We start from the raw sequence: 16,479 nt of genomic DNA on the forward strand, positions 1-16,479 counted from the left end.
AGTCGGACGTATATCATGTTTTCTGATGATGGTGGTTCAGAGCCATGTTCCCGTGAGCATGACTGCCGAGAGGTTTGCATGGGCCTGCGCAAGGTCCCGTGCGTTCTTCTCGATGACCGGCTGGAACCTGGCCCGGTTTTTAAGGATCTTCTGCTGGATCCCATACAGTCGTTCGATACCGGTTAAAATTTCCCGCTCCACAGGCCGGATCTTCGGTTGGAATGTATGGATCAATTTCTGGACATCGGAGGCCGGGACACGCTTTTCCTCGTCAAAGACAAACCTTTTTTCCTGCTGCATTCTCCAGTTCACCAGTTCGCTTGTCAGTGCGGTATCAAAACCCGGGATAGTCATAATCCTTGATGGATCAATATCCGCTGCGGTCTCGATACCGAAAGACCGGAGCGCAGCCCTGCGGTTCTCGTTAAGCCGGGTCGAAGGACAGGTATCGATATGGCAGCTCTCCAGGAATTTCTTCTGCTGACGTTCTCGTGAGGTATGCCCCAGTGCAGCGATCGCATTTTTGTATTCCTGCTCGATGGTCTCGTATCTTCGTTTGGCTTGTGTGAGGACGTTGAACTGGGCAATAAATTCCGCATCCCCGGCTTCTGCCTTCCACTTTTTCTCCCAGAGCCTCCAGCTGTACCGGGCATCCTCAAAGGCCTTTTTCCGCCGTTTCTTCTCTGCCCTGTCCCTTCCCGGGAGCACAAACAGGAGTCCTGCGATCCCTACCGGGACCAGGCTGATCGCATCCGCGGGATGAGAGAAACCCTCTCCTGTGGCAAGCAGGGCAAGCACGAGGACAGCACTTGCGGCAAGGAGCAGAGCCTGGGCACCCTGCCGGAATCTTCCCAGCCGCACCGCCCGCGCAACCTCAGGTGAGAAGGGTGCAGGGAAACATTGGTATTTCCGCGGGCTGATATCGGGGGCCGCTCCCGGTGGTTTTATCGCGAGGACCTTCTGCCACTCTGAACCAATATCGATCCGTGAAATGGTGTCTGCACTCAGGAACAGGAGGATGCCGGAGCTGTTCTCAAGGCTGCACCACGGGCAGGCAGCAAGGCCGGCATAATAGGTATGCATGGATTCGGTCGGGCATTTCCTGATCCTTTTTTCCAGGGCGTCAAGCAGGTTCCACCAGTCGTTTGCACTTGGCCGTCCCCATGACTGGATCCCCGATTCGGCAAATGCCTGCTCAAAGAGGCCGGCGATCTCGCCGGGGACCGCCGAGAGCCCGACAGAGTTTGGCGGGGGAGCCATCGCCCTGAGCGCAGCACTCCTGCCAAACGCAAACCGGTGCTCTGCAATCGCCCGTTCGATGGGCATATCGTCGTTTCCCTTGTATACCCCCGAGAACGGGTGCCTGCCCATAAAGAGCAGCAGGAAGATCAGGATGGCGAGACCGAAGTTGTCATGGTTCGGGGTACGCAGCAGCTTAAAATCCTTTGATTTCTGGAGCTCGGGCGGCGTGAACTGGGCAACGCCTACCTCGCAGAAATAAGTTTTGTCCCGGGCCTTCACCTGGAACGAGTCACAATCGATCAGCCGGACGCAGGCCTTCTTGGTGACCAGGATGTTTCCCTCGTTGACATCCCCAACCACATAGCCGTACTTGTGGATAATGTAGAACGCTGCTGCGAGGTTTTTTGCCGTCCGCACCAGAAACTTCCAGTCCGCATTCGGGAATGCCTCCTTCCGGTGCGACGGGCCGTACACCCGGTGGATCGGTTCGCAGTCGGTGATCCGCTGCATGACAAACCCGCAGACCGGGCCGTTCCTGCCGTTATGGAGCAGATCGAGAGGCCATGCGGCAAACTCCTTTAATTCCTCGTTGCAGCCGCTCACCATTACCCGGAGTTTCTCCTGTCGCTCTGCGCTGAGGGGCTTGTGGTAGATCTTGGCAAGTAAGTCGTTACGGTGGGGTGCGATCTCGTAGACATCACCCTCCCCTCCGCTCCCCACTTTTTTCCCCGGGCTGACCGGGATGCCTCTGCTGTCGAAGAGCTGGTAGTACGGCGACGGGCTCATGGTGGTTTTGCGCTCACGGGATGTTTACGGCAAGGATCAGTGTCTTGTCATCGTCACTTCGGGCAGTCACATCATCACGGGTGAGCAGGGTATGCAGCTGTGCGGTGAGGTCCAACCCTCCTTTCTCGGGATTTTTCCTGAGTACAGTAAATAGGGGACGGAAGAATCCCTCGTGCACGGTCCGGGTGGAAAACGAGAGGACAAGATTCTGGAGACCATCCGTGAAAAGCGCAATTTCGCCTGGCGGCCTTTCCCTGCGATCGATCCTGATGTGATCCAGGAAGTCATCATCAGAGACAAAGAATGTCGTATTTGCGTACTCCCCCTGTTCCGGCCAGAAAACAGTATGGTACCCGTCATCGTTCCCAGTAACGATACAACCATCGCCGATCTGGAAAAATATCGCATGATCCTCAGAAAGGACACTACCGATCAGCGTGCAGGCATAATCCTTCAGTCGCTGACCATCGTCCTGTGCACGGATGAGGATAGCCTCCCGTGAAGCGGCGATCCATGCCCTGGCATCATCATCCGTAACCGAGGACAGGGTTCTCCCTGTACGGATCAGAGAAAGCACCTGAAGGTACAAAGTTTCGCAGGCGATCTCCGCTCCAATACCTCCCCGGATGGTACTGCCAGCCCCATCGGCAGCAAGCCCGATAAAAAAATCCCGGTCCGCGAACCTGACGGCCCCGGTACGACAATAGTCCTGGCCCGGCTCGTTCCGGTCGCTATGGGATTTTCCCGTAACCGATAAGGAGAGGTGTTTCCAGATCATATCTCGCTCCACCCTGACGGTGGAGAGAGCAGGATCCGGTCGCTGGGATTGCTCCGGGAGGCTGATTTCATGGAATTGGAGAGCCACTGGAAGAATTCCCGGAACTTGAGGCCCTGGAGCTTGAGCGGCTGCCGGACCGTAATCTGGCGGAGTACTGACATATCCGCGTTCTGGACACCGACCGCAAAGAAGGCAAAGGACTTGGAGCTTTCACCCTCCCGGACTGCCGCTGCAGCACGCTGCCATTCGTCTGTCGGGGAACCATCCGTGATCAGGAATATCCAGGGCCGGTAGAAGAAGATCCCGTTTGCCCGGTACTCCTCTTTCCGCTTCCTCACCATCTCGATCCCTCTCATGATCGCCTCCCCAAGTGGTGTATCGCCTTCGGCTTCGAGCGTAGGATCAAGGAAAAAATCGGCGGTGTTAAACTCGGAAATGACCCGGACCGGCCCAAACGAGACCAATGCGACCTCAACGCGTTTGACTGCAAGGGAGTCGCCCTGGAGTTCCTCATAGAAGGCTCGCAGGCCGGCATTGAGTTCGGCGATGGGCTTTCCTGCCATGGAACCGGAAGTGTCCAGCAACAGAAGGCAGGGACACCGTGGTTCGGGATTCTCTGCAAAAGTAACAGGTCCCAGCGGTTGCTGGTCGTACATGGTGTCGTCACTCATCAGGGCTCTCCGTACGTACTTACCATATCAACGGTCAAGCGTATATCTTTGTTGAGGTTGCATAATTCCTGGATTTTTCACGTCAGAAAATACGGGTTGCCGCGGCAGACCATGTCCCGGGATCGAAACCATCCGGCAGGTAATCCGTCTTTGTAGACATTCTGCCACGAAAAAGTATGGCGAGGTCAAAAAAGACCGGGGGGTTATTTCTTTCGGCACAGGGAAATGCCGGCGATAACCCCGCAACCGATAAAGGCGGATATCAGGTCATACCCGGGTGACTTGTGAGTCGGAGTTGCCGTGGCAATGGCGTTTTGTTTTGCAAGCCAGGAATCAACGGATGAAGTAGTGCCTTGTGCAGCGGCAACCGCATACGTGGGTTCTGCGGTATACGTCGGAGATGGTGTCGCCATCGCAGCCGAGTCCACCGTTATGGTCTGCGTAGCGCTGTTCGAGCTGGTCCCGTCACTGTTTGTGGCAGAGAGTGTGACGGTATAGGATCCCACAGTCGTGTATACATGGGAGGGGTTCTGGGCCGTTCCTGTACTCCCATCTCCAAAAGTCCAGTTCCAGGACGTGGGAGATCCGGTGGACTCATCGGTGAACTGGACGGTAAGGGGTGTGGTGCCTGCAACTGGCGAAGCCGTAAAGGCGGCATTCGGGATCGAAGAAGTTACAGTGATATTCTGGGTTGTTGCGCTGGTATTGCTCCCTGCTGTGTTTGTCGCGGTCAGGGACACCGTGTAGGTTCCTGCGGTCGTGTAGGTATATGAGGGATTCTCGGTGGAATTTGTATCCCCGTCCCCAAAGTCCCAGTCCCAGGATGTAGGCGATCCGGTGGACTCGTCGGTAAACTGGACCGTCAGGGGGGCCGTGCCTGAAGTTGGTGATGCCAAAAACAATGCAACCGGGAGTGCCGAAGACGTGGTGGTAGTCCCGGCATTTACCGTTATAGAAGTGGTTTGTGTACTGGTAGCACTGGGAAGGACACCTCCGTCTCCGATCGTGAGCGATACTGTGTAGGTTCCTGCAGAATTGTAGGTATATGAGGGGTTCTTGTTCGTGCTCGAATCACCATCGCCGAAATTCCAGTCCCAGGATGTAGGAGATCCCGTAGATGTATCGGTGAACTGGACGGTAAGGGGTGCGGTACCTGACGTGGGTGAAGCCGTGAATGTCGCAACAAGTGGTGTGGCAGTTGTAGCAGTAGTTGTAGGAGTTGCTGTAGTGGCTGTTGTTGTTGGAGAAGCAGTAGTAACCGTGGTTGTCGCAGTAGTTGTAGGGGTTGCTGTGGTGGCTGTTGTTGTTGGAGAAGCAGTAGTAACCGTGGTTGTCGGTACCGCGGTTGTAGCAGTAGTTGTAGGAGTTGCTGTAGTGGCTGTTGTTGTTGGAGATGCAGTGGTAACCGTGGTTGTCGGTACCGCAGTTGTTGCCGTTATGGTGGTGTTATCGGCTGCACACGGGATGACAGTACTAACGATGCATACCATGAGTATACACCCGATGAGGAAAATGAAACGGGTGTTCACCGGGCATCCCTGCCGGATCCGGTATCCATCCTGTGGTCTTCGATTACGCGGGTCATGTTTGTGTTCCTGTATGCGCTAACATAAACCGGAGACTGTTGCAAATCGGAAAGTTCTCTGGATAAATCTTTACGAGAAATCAGGTTTAGTTATCGCACCTTTTTGTAATTTATAAATAACATTTTGTACTATATACACTCTGTTGTTGAGGTAGGGCAGGATTGTATCGCACGATCCTTTATGTAAAAAAAGCTACAGGCCGATCGTAATGTCAGCCGCTGGTTATTCTCCTCAATATGGGCTGATTTTTACCAATTATATTTTTATTTCGAATATTATGCCAATCCGGCAAATTGATCATCCTTTTATACCCCTTTATTTCCACTGGAGATTGGGGCAAATATTACCCTGTTTTATCTATAGTGCCCGAATCGATGGTTTTTTTTAAATAGTGTCAAAAGGAGTCCCGGATCACCAGACCCTGAGGTTTTTATAAATCCCAACGTCATTTTGTGAATTCCCGTCCCCCGTGTGTTTTTCACTCTGTGTCCTTTATACAAAGATTAACAAAAACGCCCGGCCCATGTTCTTCTGGAGAGAGTCCGACAATGAAATACCCGTTTCTTATATCGATCCCTCATGGTGGTATAAGGATTCCCTCGGAGGTTGCGGGCCGGTTTGTGCTTCCGAATCAGGACCTCCTGTGGTACTGTGATCCCGCGACCCGGCATCTCTTTGCCTTCGGCCAGTCAGCATCTGCCGTGATCGATACTGAAATTTCCCGGATGGTTATCGATCTCAACCGCCCCCCCTTACCTCTTCCCCCCAAGGACCCGGATGGAATCATCAAGACCCGGACGATCGATGGCAGACCGGTATATCGTAACGGGCAACTGCCGGACCTGAAGCTCATCCACCAGCTGATGATGAAATGGTATTTTCCCTACCACCAGCGGATCGATGAGCTCATCGATTCTCATGATATTAGCCTCGCGTTCGATTGCCATTCGATGCTCCCGTACGGATCGCCAGAACAGAATGATGCTGGCAAGAAACGGCCGCTGATCTGCCTGGGAAATTATGGTGATGAGACTGGCCAGGCAAAGCCCGGGAGCCTCACTACATGTCCGCCGGAATGGATCCTCGGGCTTGCAGATGCATTTCGTAAAGAATTCAGCGGGGCAGGGGATGTGGCAATCAACGTACCCTTTTCCGGTGGGTTTATCTCAAATGCCCATTACTGGCGAAAAGGTATCCCGTGGATCCAGATTGAGATCAACCGGATCCTCTACGAGGACAATTCCTGCCATATTCAACGGTCTGTTGTCAGGGAAGAGCGTATCCCCGGATTACGCACAAAAATCTGGCAGATCCTGACCCGGTTCTGGGATGACCTTCCCAAAGAGGGACAAGAGGTATATTTCTCGTGATCCGGGAGTCAATAACGGGGAAGCTTTTTCCAGTCTGCGAATTTTTTCGGGTATGGGTTGGTTTTGCATAAGCGATGGTCGTCCTCCCTTCTATGGGCACCACAATCCCGCGTACATATATCCGGATTATATGCAATTTTATTATAAATTCCGAGTATATTCCTTAAAAAGGGGAAAAACCCAAGAATCCGGGTAGATGAGGGTATATACTTAAATGGGATCAGGTGAGAACAATCGTTAATGATCTCCCTGCTCTATGTCGATGACGAGCCGGCACTGCTGGATGTGTGCCGGGTCTTCCTTGAGCGGGAGGGTGATATTACTGTTGTTACGGTTGCGTCGGCTGAGGAAGGACTCACCCGTATTGCCGATACCAAGTTTGACGCCATCATATCCGACTACCAGATGCCTGACATTGACGGGATTGCTTTTCTTCGGACAATCCGCAGCGAACACCCTGATATGCCGTTTATCCTGTTTACCGGCCGGGGCCGGGAGGAGGTAGTGATCGAAGCGATTAACAGCGGCGCTGATTCATACGTCCAGAAAGGAGGTGATCCCCGGGCCCAGTTCACGGAGCTCTCTCATCTGGTCCGCCAGATCGTACGGCGGAGAAAGGCAGAAACCGAACTTCGGCTGATGAAGTATTCCGTGGATCATACTTCTGAAGGTATCCTCTGGATGCGGATAAATGGCGAGATCACGTATTACAATGACGCCATCTGCACCCTGCTCGGGTATACCCGGGAGGAATTTTCCGGCCTTTCCGTTACTGATATCCGACCGGGGCTGTCCTTTTTTTCCCTGTCTTCCGGGTGGAGCCGGCTTCTTACCCAGAAATGTGCCATTATCGAAGAGATCCTGATAAAAAAAGACGGGGCCGTCCTCCCGGTTGAACTGGTGCTCAACTACAATGAAAAGGGGTCGGAATCACAGATATTTGCCTTTATCCGGGATATCAGCGAAAGGCGGCGCTCGGAAGGGGAGCTCAAAAATGCAGTCCGGCAGCTGATGCTGACAGAAGATGGTCTGCATAAGCAGTTTGAGGAACTAAAAGAGAGCGATCACGCAATGAGGGAGATCGGGCAGCGGTACCAGATGCTCTCTGCAGAAACCGAAGACTGGATCTGGGAGTGTACACCTGACGGGCGGATCTCCAGTTCAAATCCACCGGTCCAGAATATCCTCGGCTACAGCCATCAGGAGCTGAACGGAAAGTCCTTTGCCGATATTATCTATCCATCAGATCGATGCCGGGCAGCTGCATCAGAACTCGCCGGGATTATGGCAAAAAAAGAGGAGTTTCGATCCTTCCGTCTTTCTGTGCTCCATCGGGATGGCAGGAATGTGACGCTGGAACTTACCGGCATACCTGTCCATTCCCGGGATGGATTGTTTTCCGGATTCTATGGTGTCGGACGGGAGGTTGCCGGCAATGATTGTTATGATGACGGTCACCGTTCCTGCAAGCCCTGGTACGGCTCTTTGCTGGAACGGGCCGGAGATGCAATCGTTGTTGCTGATACGCAGACCGGGACGATCATAGATGCAAACCAGAAAGCTCTTGGAATGCTGAAACGGACGCTTCCCGAAATTCTCACTCTGCAGGAATCCACGCTCTATTCTCCGGAGAAAGGTGGTCAGGAGAATCTCCAGAACCGGCGTACAAACGAAGAAGATTCGGAGATAGCGGAGGACGTGATCGTGGACCGTGACGGGAACCCTATACCCGTCATCGTGAGTACGAAGGTCCTGAATATGGACAACCGGCGGCTAAGGATTGGAATTTATCATGATATAACCGACCTGCAGGCGATTCAGGAAGCACTCCGGAAGAAGGCCGGGGAACTCGACCGGTTTTTTACCCATGGCCCCGATCTCCTCTGCATTCTTGATACCGAAAGCAGGATCCTCCGGCTTAATCCGGCCGGCAAGGCCTTGCTCGGTTGCGATTCCCGGAGCGAAGAATCAGGTTTTCTCTATACCATTATTCATCCTGACGATCACGCAGCTACCCGGAGCGTCCTTCGGCATTTGCGACAAGGCGGAAAGGCAGCCACTTTTATCAACCGGGTCAGGTATCCTGACGGTACCTGTCGCTGGCTTGAATGGCGGGCATTCATGTCGGGCAGGAAACAGATCTATGCTGTTGCACGGGATCTTACGGAACAGCGAAACATTGAACAGGCCCTGACGGTTGCCAACCGCAAACTCAGCCTGCTCACGGATCTCACCCGCCACGATATCAGGAACAAACTGACCGTACTGACAGGATATCTCGACCTTTTCCGGAACTGCCCGGGAGAGCCATATCTTTCCCTGTATGCAACGAAGATCAGCGAAACAGTTGCCGCTATATCCGCTCAGGTGGAATTCACGCAGGTCTACCAGAACCTTGGCTCATCAGCTCCTGCGTGGATATGCGTTGATCACCTGTTCCGGAAGGTCTGCCGGCAACGGAATGTTCCTGGCGGCTCTGTCTTTTCCCCGCCTGAGGAGTGGGAGATATTTGCTGACCCCCTCATTGATCGGGTCTTTCATTCCCTGGTGGATAACGCATTCCGCCATGGTGCGACCCTTACGGAGATTCGCTGCAGTATAAACGAGAATTCCGAGGGCCTTGTCGTGATCATCGAGGACAACGGTATCGGGATCGCGCAGGGTGACAAAGAGCGGATCTTCGTAAAAGGACTCGGGGAATCTTCCGGGCTCTGCCATAACCTGTGTCTTGCCCGGGAAATCCTGTCAATCACGGGAATCACCATCTGCGAAACCGGCCGGGCGGGAAAAGGTGCACGCTTCGAGATGCACGTACCAAAAGGAATGTACAGGGATGTCACGCCTGAGCCGGATCCTTGCCCCGGGTCGTATAACGCCCCAGACTTTATCTCCCTCACGCACCATAACCACACATCATGATCCGTGAAACGCCGCAGGAGTTCCTGGACATCCTCAAATCGTATGTTCCTGATCCCAACAGGCCGGTGGGACTGGCACGGCAGGAATTTTCGGAATTTTTGACCGAATTCCAGTCCGATGAACGTCCTGAAACAGAAGCGGTGGCGATCCGTGAGGACCTGCGGGGCGTTTGGTGCTCAGTGGCCGGGGGGGTGCCGGACCGGACTCTTCTCTTCTTCCATGGCGGCTTTTTCTCGGTAGGATCAACCGCTGACCATCTGGGATTCTGTGCTGAGCTTGCCCGTGCTACCCGGTCCCGGGTCTTTTCTGTCGATTACCGGCTGGCCCCGGAGCATCCGTTCCCGGCAGCGGCAGAGGATGCACTCGAAGCCTACCGGTTTCTTGCCAAACACGGTTATCCCCCACACCGGATTATCCCGGTGGGGATATCGGCTGGGGGTACCCTCGTAATCGACCTTCTGCTCTCGCTGCGGGAACAGCATCTCCTGATGCCCCCGGCCGCTGTCTGCTTGTCCCCGGTAGTTGATCTCTCATCCGGGAGGGATATAGCGAAAAAAGGCAGGGAGAGCGACTGGCTTACGCTGGCCCGGCTTGCTGCGATACGCACTCAGTATCTTGCCTACAGCGATCCAGAAGACCCCCGTGCCTCTCCGGTTCATGCCAACCTGTCCGGGCTCCCGCGGCTGTATATCCAGGCAGGATCCGGTGAACTCATGTACGATGACATTTCTGCCTTTGCAGGGAAAGCAAAGTGGGCCGGGGTTCAGGTCAGGTTCGAGATCTGGGAAGGGATGTTCCATTTCTGGCAGATCTTCGGTAAGCAGGTGCCCGAGGCCCGCGATGCTCTGGCCCGTGTCGGGATTTTTGCGCGGGAAACGTTTGAGCGATAAGGCATCTGCTGCCGGGCAAATCTGATCCCGGAACCCCCTCTCTTCTCTGACTCGTTTTATCGGGGTTTGTAGTTCTCTCCCGGCTGTGCGCGATCCGGTACCGCCGGATGACCGTGAAGATGTTATTCCCTTTTTTGTCGTCAGAGAACTGAAGTTGTGATCATAGAAGGAAAAATACATTCATCCCGTAAGACGGCAAACACAGGATCATGATAGAAAGGATTACTCGTAGTTTCGAACTGGTCAAGGCGAGCTGGCGGATCCTGATGGAGGACAAGAAACTCCTTGCCTTTCCCATCATCTCGGGTCTCGTTACGCTCCTTGTGATTGCAACGTTTATCCCGCTCATATTCTTCTCCAACGGGTGGTTCTCTTTCTCCACCAATACCGTGGGAGGTATCATCTTACTTTTCATCTTCTACCTGGTCAGCTACTTCGTCGTGATCTTCTTTAACGTCGGCTTAATCACCTGTGTTCACGCAAAGATGAACGGAAAGGATATGTCTGTCAGGGAGGGACTCACTGCGGCAGCAGGCCACCTTGGTTCCATCCTTGCCTGGGCAGTCATCGCGGCAACAGTTGGCCTGATCCTGCATATGATTGAAGATCGCGCCGGATTCCTCGGAGAAATTGCCGCTGCAGTCGTCGGGGGCGTCTGGAGCCTGGTGACCCTGTTCGTCGTACCTGTGCTTGCGTTTGAAGACAAGGGCGTGGTTGATGCGATGAAGGAGTCCCTTGCTCTCTTCAGGAAGACCTGGGGAGAGAGCGTTGTCGGGACGATCTCGATCTCGCTTGTCTTTGCGGCTATCGGTTTTATCGGCCTGCTTCTTGTCCTGGGGTCGCTCTTTATCGGAAACACGATGCTCTTTTGGATTGCGCTCGTGCTCTTCGTCGTGCTGATTGCAGTCCTTGCCATCATCTCGTCTGCGATGCAGGCAATATTCACCGTTGCCCTGTATACCTATGCAAAGACCGGCTCAGCCCCGGGCATCCTCCCGCCGGGGGTTGTGGAAAATGCATTTACTCCCTCGGGACGACAACAGTTTGGCCCGGGAAATATCTGAACACCCATTTTCTGATTTTTCAGGACGGTATCTTTATTTCCTGCCGTCCCGGCGAAATTGGCGGGTAGGCCATTTAACCTGTTTTTACTGGTGGACGGGAAATCCGGGTAAAATAACAACCCTTTTCCCGTTCCTGTGACAAACACGGTCATAATGAGCATACCCAGACCGTGGCAGAAGATGACTGTCAGAACAAAAATCCTGCTCGTTTTTCTGTCCCTTTCCATGGTCGCGCTCGGGATTGTCGGGTACTCTGCTTTTTCCACGATGAGCGACATGGGATCCTATGCTCTTGCAAGCAGCGGACAGCTCGGCAGCCAGGCAGTCTCCGAGAGTACAACCGCTCTTGAAGCGAATGCAGAGGCCTCACTTCTGCGTCTTGCCACCGATCAGGCCGATATCAGCAACGTGGTCTTCTCCCAGGTTGGGGGGGAGATGGATACGCTTGCCGGGTATGCAGCAACCATCCAGCCCCGCCCCGCCGAACCTCGTCCCCTTTATTCCCAGTCTGACATACCGCAGGATCCCAGCATATCCTCGGTATATCTCCTTGCACCCGGAGTTACCCGGGCCGGTGTCCAGAACGAACTGTATTCTCTTGCCTCTCTGGATGATGTAATGACCCCGATGCTTGCATCAGATCCCCGTATCACGCAGATGTATGTCGGAACGGGGAGCGGCATCCTGTACGTCCATCCATGGGTATCCGGTATTGCCGCCACCTATGATCCCCGGAGCCGCGACTGGTACTCCCGTGCCCTGCAGACCCGGACGCTTTCATGGTCTGAGCCTTATGTCGATGCATCCGGTAAAGGCCTGATGATCACCTGTTCCCGGCTGGTCCCAAGCAATGGGGGGAACTCAACATGGGTTGTTGCCGCCGATGTCACCCTCTCGACCGTCAACACGCAGATCATTGCCACCCAGATCGGGGATACAGGGTACGCCATGCTCATTGACAATTATGGCAACGTTATCGCGCGTCCCGGTCTGGCTGCCGGAGATAAGGGATGGGATGAATCATTCGGGACGGAAAACCTCCTGTTAAGCAACAATACTGCCCTTGCTGCGGTGGCACAGCATATGATTGCCGGTGAGAGCGGGATAGCCCGGGTGCCATTTGGTGATGGTGAAAAATTTGTCGCATACGCTCCCGTGAAGAGCGTTAACTGGAGTGTTGCTCTTGTTGTGCCGGTCAGTGATGTGATTGCGCCGGCCGAGCAAACGCGGGCACAGATCGTCAATGCAACCGGTGAGAGCGGTGCCCATCTGAACCAGACAATGAACACGGCAAAGGGCCTCTTTATTGTGCTCTTTATTCTGCTGTTTTTGATGGTTACCGCGCTCTCCATCCTCTTTTCCCAGGTAATCACCCGTCCGGTTCAGGCCCTCAAACGCGGATCTGAGGCAATTGGCGCCGGGAACCTCGACTATCGGGTGGAAATCAGGACAGGGGATGAGTTCGAGGATCTTGCACATTCCTTCAATGCGATGGCCGGGGATCTCAAGGAACACTTGGATGAACTCCAGCGTACGACCGCCGAAAAGGAACGCTTTGCAAAGGAACTTGAGATCGCAAAAGGGATCCAGCAGAGTTTTCTCCCGGAAACTGCACCGAAAATTGCCGGCATTGAGATTGCAGCAAAGAATATTCCGGCCCTGGAGGTTGGTGGCGACTTCTATGATTTCATTCCTCTCGGAAAGGAGCAGTGGGGACTGGTGATCGCTGATGTCTCCGGCAAAGGTGTACCGGCGGCACTCTTCATGGCACTTTCACGCACGCTCATCCGGGCCAGCACACTTGCAAACGCCGATCCGGCCGTGGCCATCGGCCATGCGAACCAGCTGATCTGTGAGGATTCAAAGACGAGTATGTTTGTCACGCTCTTCTATGCAATCCTTGATTCCCGGGCGATGACACTCGAGTACGTGAATGCCGGTCACAATCCTCCCCTGCTTCTGAAAGGCACCTCGTCAGATGTGGTCCTTCTCAAGGCGCAGGGTATAGCGCTGGGGATGACAGATGAGGTTGTTCTCCAGTCGGCACAGGTCGATCTGCGGCCGGGTGACGTGCTCGTACTCTTCACGGATGGAGTGACTGAGGCGATTAACGACCGGGAAGAGGAATTCGGTGAAGAGCGCCTCCTCTCCGTGATCATGGAGAATCGCAATCTTCCCGCTGCAGATATTCTTGAAAAGATTCTTGCTGCCATTACCGGGTTTGCAGGAGACCACCCGCAGCACGATGATATCACTCTTATGGTGATCCGTGCGCTTTAGAAAAGGGTCGCCATCCTGACGCTGAGAACTTTTTTTAGGTTTGCGTTGTGGGATAGTAATTCCGGCGGGAATTTATTCTATTTATGAGGGGATGGCGCCTCCTCAATCTGGCACTTTTCGAAACGCCCGCCCGTGTATACCATCACGGTAATGGGAATGCCTCTCTTATACAGCCGCATTCGCTCATCATAGATCTTCTGGACATGCCGGAGCCGGTGCCGGGTGAACCACTCCTGGACACATTCGAGGAATGCGATCTGGTGATCGAGAAATGCGTGCTCGTATTCCATGGTCTGACGCGCCAGGGTTATACACTCGTCTTCTGATATCGCTGTATTATATTCCCCGTGCTTGTCCAGACCGGAGATCTGGCGCCAGTCCACAGATCCACGTTCATCAGGTTCCCGGTGCAGCATATACGGGTAGATCCTGCAGATGGCAAATCTCTGGTTATATATCCTGCACCGGCCGTTTTCAAGGAACCAGCAGGATCCTTCCCCATCCTCTTTTACCTTCAGCGCATACCCGGAGACATAAAAAGTGCCTTCCTGATCGCAGAATTCGGGCCCCGGCGCAGGTTCTAGTGCGTCAGGATCGATCGATTTGACGATCTCCACATCATGGTCAAGCAGGAAGACATGGCCATTGAATGCACGGGTACAGCACTTTGCACAGGATGTGCACCGGAATCCTATCTCATGGATTATATCGGCAAGACGGTCTGCCGGATACTCAAAGAGGGCATGCTTTTCTGCAGTGAGCGCTGCGATACGGTAGGGAATCGGGATAAGAGAAACGGAGACCACCAGGAGTGATGAAGAAATTAGATGGCGTGGGATATGGTTCTTGTGCACCATCCCGGTACCGACAAAAATATTCAGAGCCGGTGTTATCTCTTTCCCGCGGGAAGGAAATGCATCTATTGGTATTCCGTCGCCACATTTTCACCCCCTTTTCTGGGATATCCCTGGAAAACAGCTCGTGAAACGGTATATTCAGCCGATAAATCAACCGCGAGATAAAACAGGGTGAAACGACTCAGATGCCGGATAAATTAACAGGTCATGTACAATGAATTTTTCTTATAAAAAATTTTGATTATCCTTTTCAGAGGACAGTACGTAACAGGGCGAGGTTTTTTTCCAGTTTTGCCAGAATCTTCTCGCTATTCCGGTTCCGTGAAACAGTCTGGTCCGTAAAATTTGTGTCCAGTCCGTATTTTATGAAGATCTCTCCCTCAGTGTTGACATAGATATTAGTGAGGATCTGCTGATCCCGGAGCCGGTCAAAATCGGCAATTCCCTTCTCCGACATAATCTCGCGTATTCTTTTCACTTTTCCGCGTTCATACGCACTCAGGTTTCTGGAACCTTTTGGCCGTCCTCGTGGCATATACAAAAAGTTTTGTCTGGATCTATATATATGAATGGGGTTCTCTTCAGGGATCGGTACCTTTCTGTCGATAAAATTTAACAGAAATCAAAAGATGCTGGGGGAAATCCGGGGAAATTCCGCAGAAAAATCTCCGTAAAAACGAAAAATATAAGGATTTTTTATGTGGGACGGAAGCAAAAAATGGTATGCGCGGAATCAAGTAAACAGTATTAAAAAAAATGTATTGCCTTACGAACCAACCATTATAGGTGTCTGCTTCTCTGGCGCTTTTTTCTGGACTGCTGGTTTCGGGGGATGTGCCGGGTGTGCCGGCTCTTTTGCCTTTTCCTCGTGCTGGCCGGTGAGAATCCGGTTCTGGTGAGCAAGTGTCTGGAGGATTTGCCGGTTTACCTCAAGGTTCTCCTTGGCAAGAGATGCGAGTTCCATCATGATCTTTGTCTGATCGAGAATCAGCGCCTGGATCTCCTGGGATTGCGCGGTGCCGCCCTCTGCCTGCGGAAGGGTCAGCTGTCGCTTCTTTGCGAATTCACTCCGGCGCTTCCAGATCTTGCTGATACTGTCGAGGCCCTTTTTTGTATCCGGGAATACCCTGAGATACTGCTCGTAAAATTCACGGCTGTCCCTGCACCTGAGGACGAGATCGATCTCTGCCTCCTCGACTACCTGGTATTTCCTGGTGGGGTTTTTCTGCATAACTATACACGCACTAAGTCTACCATGCGGGAAAAAAGAATTGTGGTTCGCTCTGTTCTCTTTTTACACTGGTCATATGCAGAACCCGTTTCATGGTAATGGGTGGCTCATCCCGTTGGGAGCAGATGGGCTCTCTCAGGCATTATATCGGGTAGGGCTCCATAGGATCCTTTCCTGCCTTCCATGAGCCATTATGAGAGAACAATGCTTTTTTGGACAATAACCGTTCGGCAAAAAACAGGCGGCGATCATTTTCACCCTGCCTGCCAGTCTGCATAAAAAGGTGGCATGGCACTATCTTGTATGGCGTCTGAGGATCCTCTCATCTATCTCATCCTGGGCCTGGCAGCCGGTTTTTTCCTTGGCTGGCTCGTTGTACGGGCACAGATTTCCGCAATCGAACAGCGCTACCGGGCAGAGCTTGAGCGCTGGAAAGCAGAATCTGTAGCGGAGATCCGGAAGGACTCGGTCAACCGCTCCCGTTCAACCCTGAAAGGAAAGATCGCAGAACAGATGGCTCCTCTGTTACCGTCGTTTGGATATCTTCCGGCAGATGCGCGGTTCATCGGATCCCCCGTTGATTATATTATCTTCGATGGTCTCTCTGCCGTAGCGGATGAAAATGGATCTGCGATCAGGATTGTTTTCATGGATGTGAAGCATGGATCAGCAAGCCTGACCCGGACCCAACGGGTGATCAAAAAAGCCGTGGAGGAACGCTCCGTTGCGTGGCAGACCCTCCATATCGAGGATACTTCTTCAGAAGTCTGAATGTCTGCAAGTCCGCAATTCTAGGATAAAAAAA

At 53.2% G+C, this 16,479-nt stretch carries 13 protein-coding genes; 6 read left to right on the forward strand and 7 right to left on the reverse strand.

Features of this window, described 5'->3' with window-relative positions:
• Positions 1-36: 36 nt before the first annotated feature.
• The 4 genes from VMS83_RS03545 to VMS83_RS03560 form a co-directional block, all read right to left on the reverse strand.
• On the reverse strand, positions 37-2,028 hold the full coding sequence (locus VMS83_RS03545) for a hypothetical protein (RefSeq protein WP_325409927.1): 1,992 nt from the start codon (positions 2,026-2,028) through the stop codon (positions 37-39).
• 13 nt (positions 2,029-2,041) lie between these two features.
• Positions 2,042-2,806: a PP2C family serine/threonine-protein phosphatase gene (locus tag VMS83_RS03550; protein WP_325409929.1), complete on the reverse strand. Its 765-nt coding sequence runs from the start codon at positions 2,804-2,806 to the stop codon at positions 2,042-2,044.
• On the reverse strand, positions 2,803-3,477 hold the full coding sequence (locus tag VMS83_RS03555) for a vWA domain-containing protein (protein ID WP_325409931.1): 675 nt from the start codon (positions 3,475-3,477) through the stop codon (positions 2,803-2,805). Before VMS83_RS03555 ends, VMS83_RS03550 begins: the two co-directional genes overlap by 4 nt.
• Before the next feature lie 203 nt (positions 3,478-3,680).
• A complete protein-coding gene (locus tag VMS83_RS03560; protein ID WP_325409933.1) occupies positions 3,681-4,967 on the reverse strand; it encodes a PKD domain-containing protein in 1,287 nt (428 codons plus the stop codon).
• A gap of 644 nt (positions 4,968-5,611) precedes the next feature.
• Between VMS83_RS03560 and VMS83_RS03565 the strand changes: the two genes are divergently transcribed.
• From VMS83_RS03565 to VMS83_RS03585, 5 genes are all read left to right on the forward strand, one after another.
• Positions 5,612-6,433 (forward strand): N-formylglutamate amidohydrolase, encoded by an 822-nt coding sequence (locus VMS83_RS03565; protein WP_325409935.1) that lies wholly within the window; start codon positions 5,612-5,614, stop codon positions 6,431-6,433.
• 240 nt (positions 6,434-6,673) lie between these two features.
• Positions 6,674-9,352, forward strand: coding sequence for a PAS domain S-box protein (locus tag VMS83_RS03570; RefSeq protein WP_325409937.1), 2,679 nt, complete (start codon positions 6,674-6,676; stop codon positions 9,350-9,352).
• The gene (locus VMS83_RS03575; RefSeq protein ID WP_325409939.1) at positions 9,349-10,242 is read left to right on the forward strand and encodes an alpha/beta hydrolase; all 894 of its coding nucleotides are present in this window, start codon (positions 9,349-9,351) and stop codon (positions 10,240-10,242) included. The genes VMS83_RS03570 and VMS83_RS03575 overlap by 4 nt, the downstream gene beginning before the upstream one ends.
• A gap of 209 nt (positions 10,243-10,451) precedes the next feature.
• Positions 10,452-11,306, forward strand: a complete 855-nt coding sequence (locus VMS83_RS03580) for a DUF6159 family protein (RefSeq protein WP_325409941.1) — start codon at positions 10,452-10,454, stop codon at positions 11,304-11,306.
• A 153-nt stretch (positions 11,307-11,459) separates the two neighbouring features.
• The gene (locus VMS83_RS03585) at positions 11,460-13,586 is read left to right on the forward strand and encodes a SpoIIE family protein phosphatase (RefSeq protein ID WP_325409943.1); all 2,127 of its coding nucleotides are present in this window, start codon (positions 11,460-11,462) and stop codon (positions 13,584-13,586) included.
• 77 nt (positions 13,587-13,663) lie between these two features.
• On the opposite strand, the gene VMS83_RS03590 is transcribed toward VMS83_RS03585, so the two are convergent.
• From VMS83_RS03590 to VMS83_RS03600, 3 genes are all read right to left on the reverse strand, one after another.
• Positions 13,664-14,392 (reverse strand): YkgJ family cysteine cluster protein, encoded by a 729-nt coding sequence (locus VMS83_RS03590; protein WP_325409945.1) that lies wholly within the window; start codon positions 14,390-14,392, stop codon positions 13,664-13,666.
• A 301-nt stretch (positions 14,393-14,693) separates the two neighbouring features.
• Positions 14,694-14,978, reverse strand: coding sequence for a hypothetical protein (locus VMS83_RS03595; RefSeq protein ID WP_325409947.1), 285 nt, complete (start codon positions 14,976-14,978; stop codon positions 14,694-14,696).
• 231 nt (positions 14,979-15,209) lie between these two features.
• A complete protein-coding gene (locus VMS83_RS03600; RefSeq protein ID WP_325409949.1) occupies positions 15,210-15,674 on the reverse strand; it encodes a hypothetical protein in 465 nt (154 codons plus the stop codon).
• A gap of 303 nt (positions 15,675-15,977) precedes the next feature.
• Here VMS83_RS03600 and VMS83_RS03605 point away from each other — a divergent pair, with 303 nt between their 5' ends.
• A complete protein-coding gene (locus VMS83_RS03605; RefSeq protein WP_325409951.1) occupies positions 15,978-16,445 on the forward strand; it encodes a Holliday junction resolvase-like protein in 468 nt (155 codons plus the stop codon).
• The last annotated feature ends 34 nt before the right edge of the window (positions 16,446-16,479 follow it).

Origin of the sequence: Methanoregula sp. (genome assembly GCF_035543475.1) — an archaeon.
Lineage (GTDB): Archaea > Halobacteriota > Methanomicrobia > Methanomicrobiales > Methanospirillaceae > Methanoregula.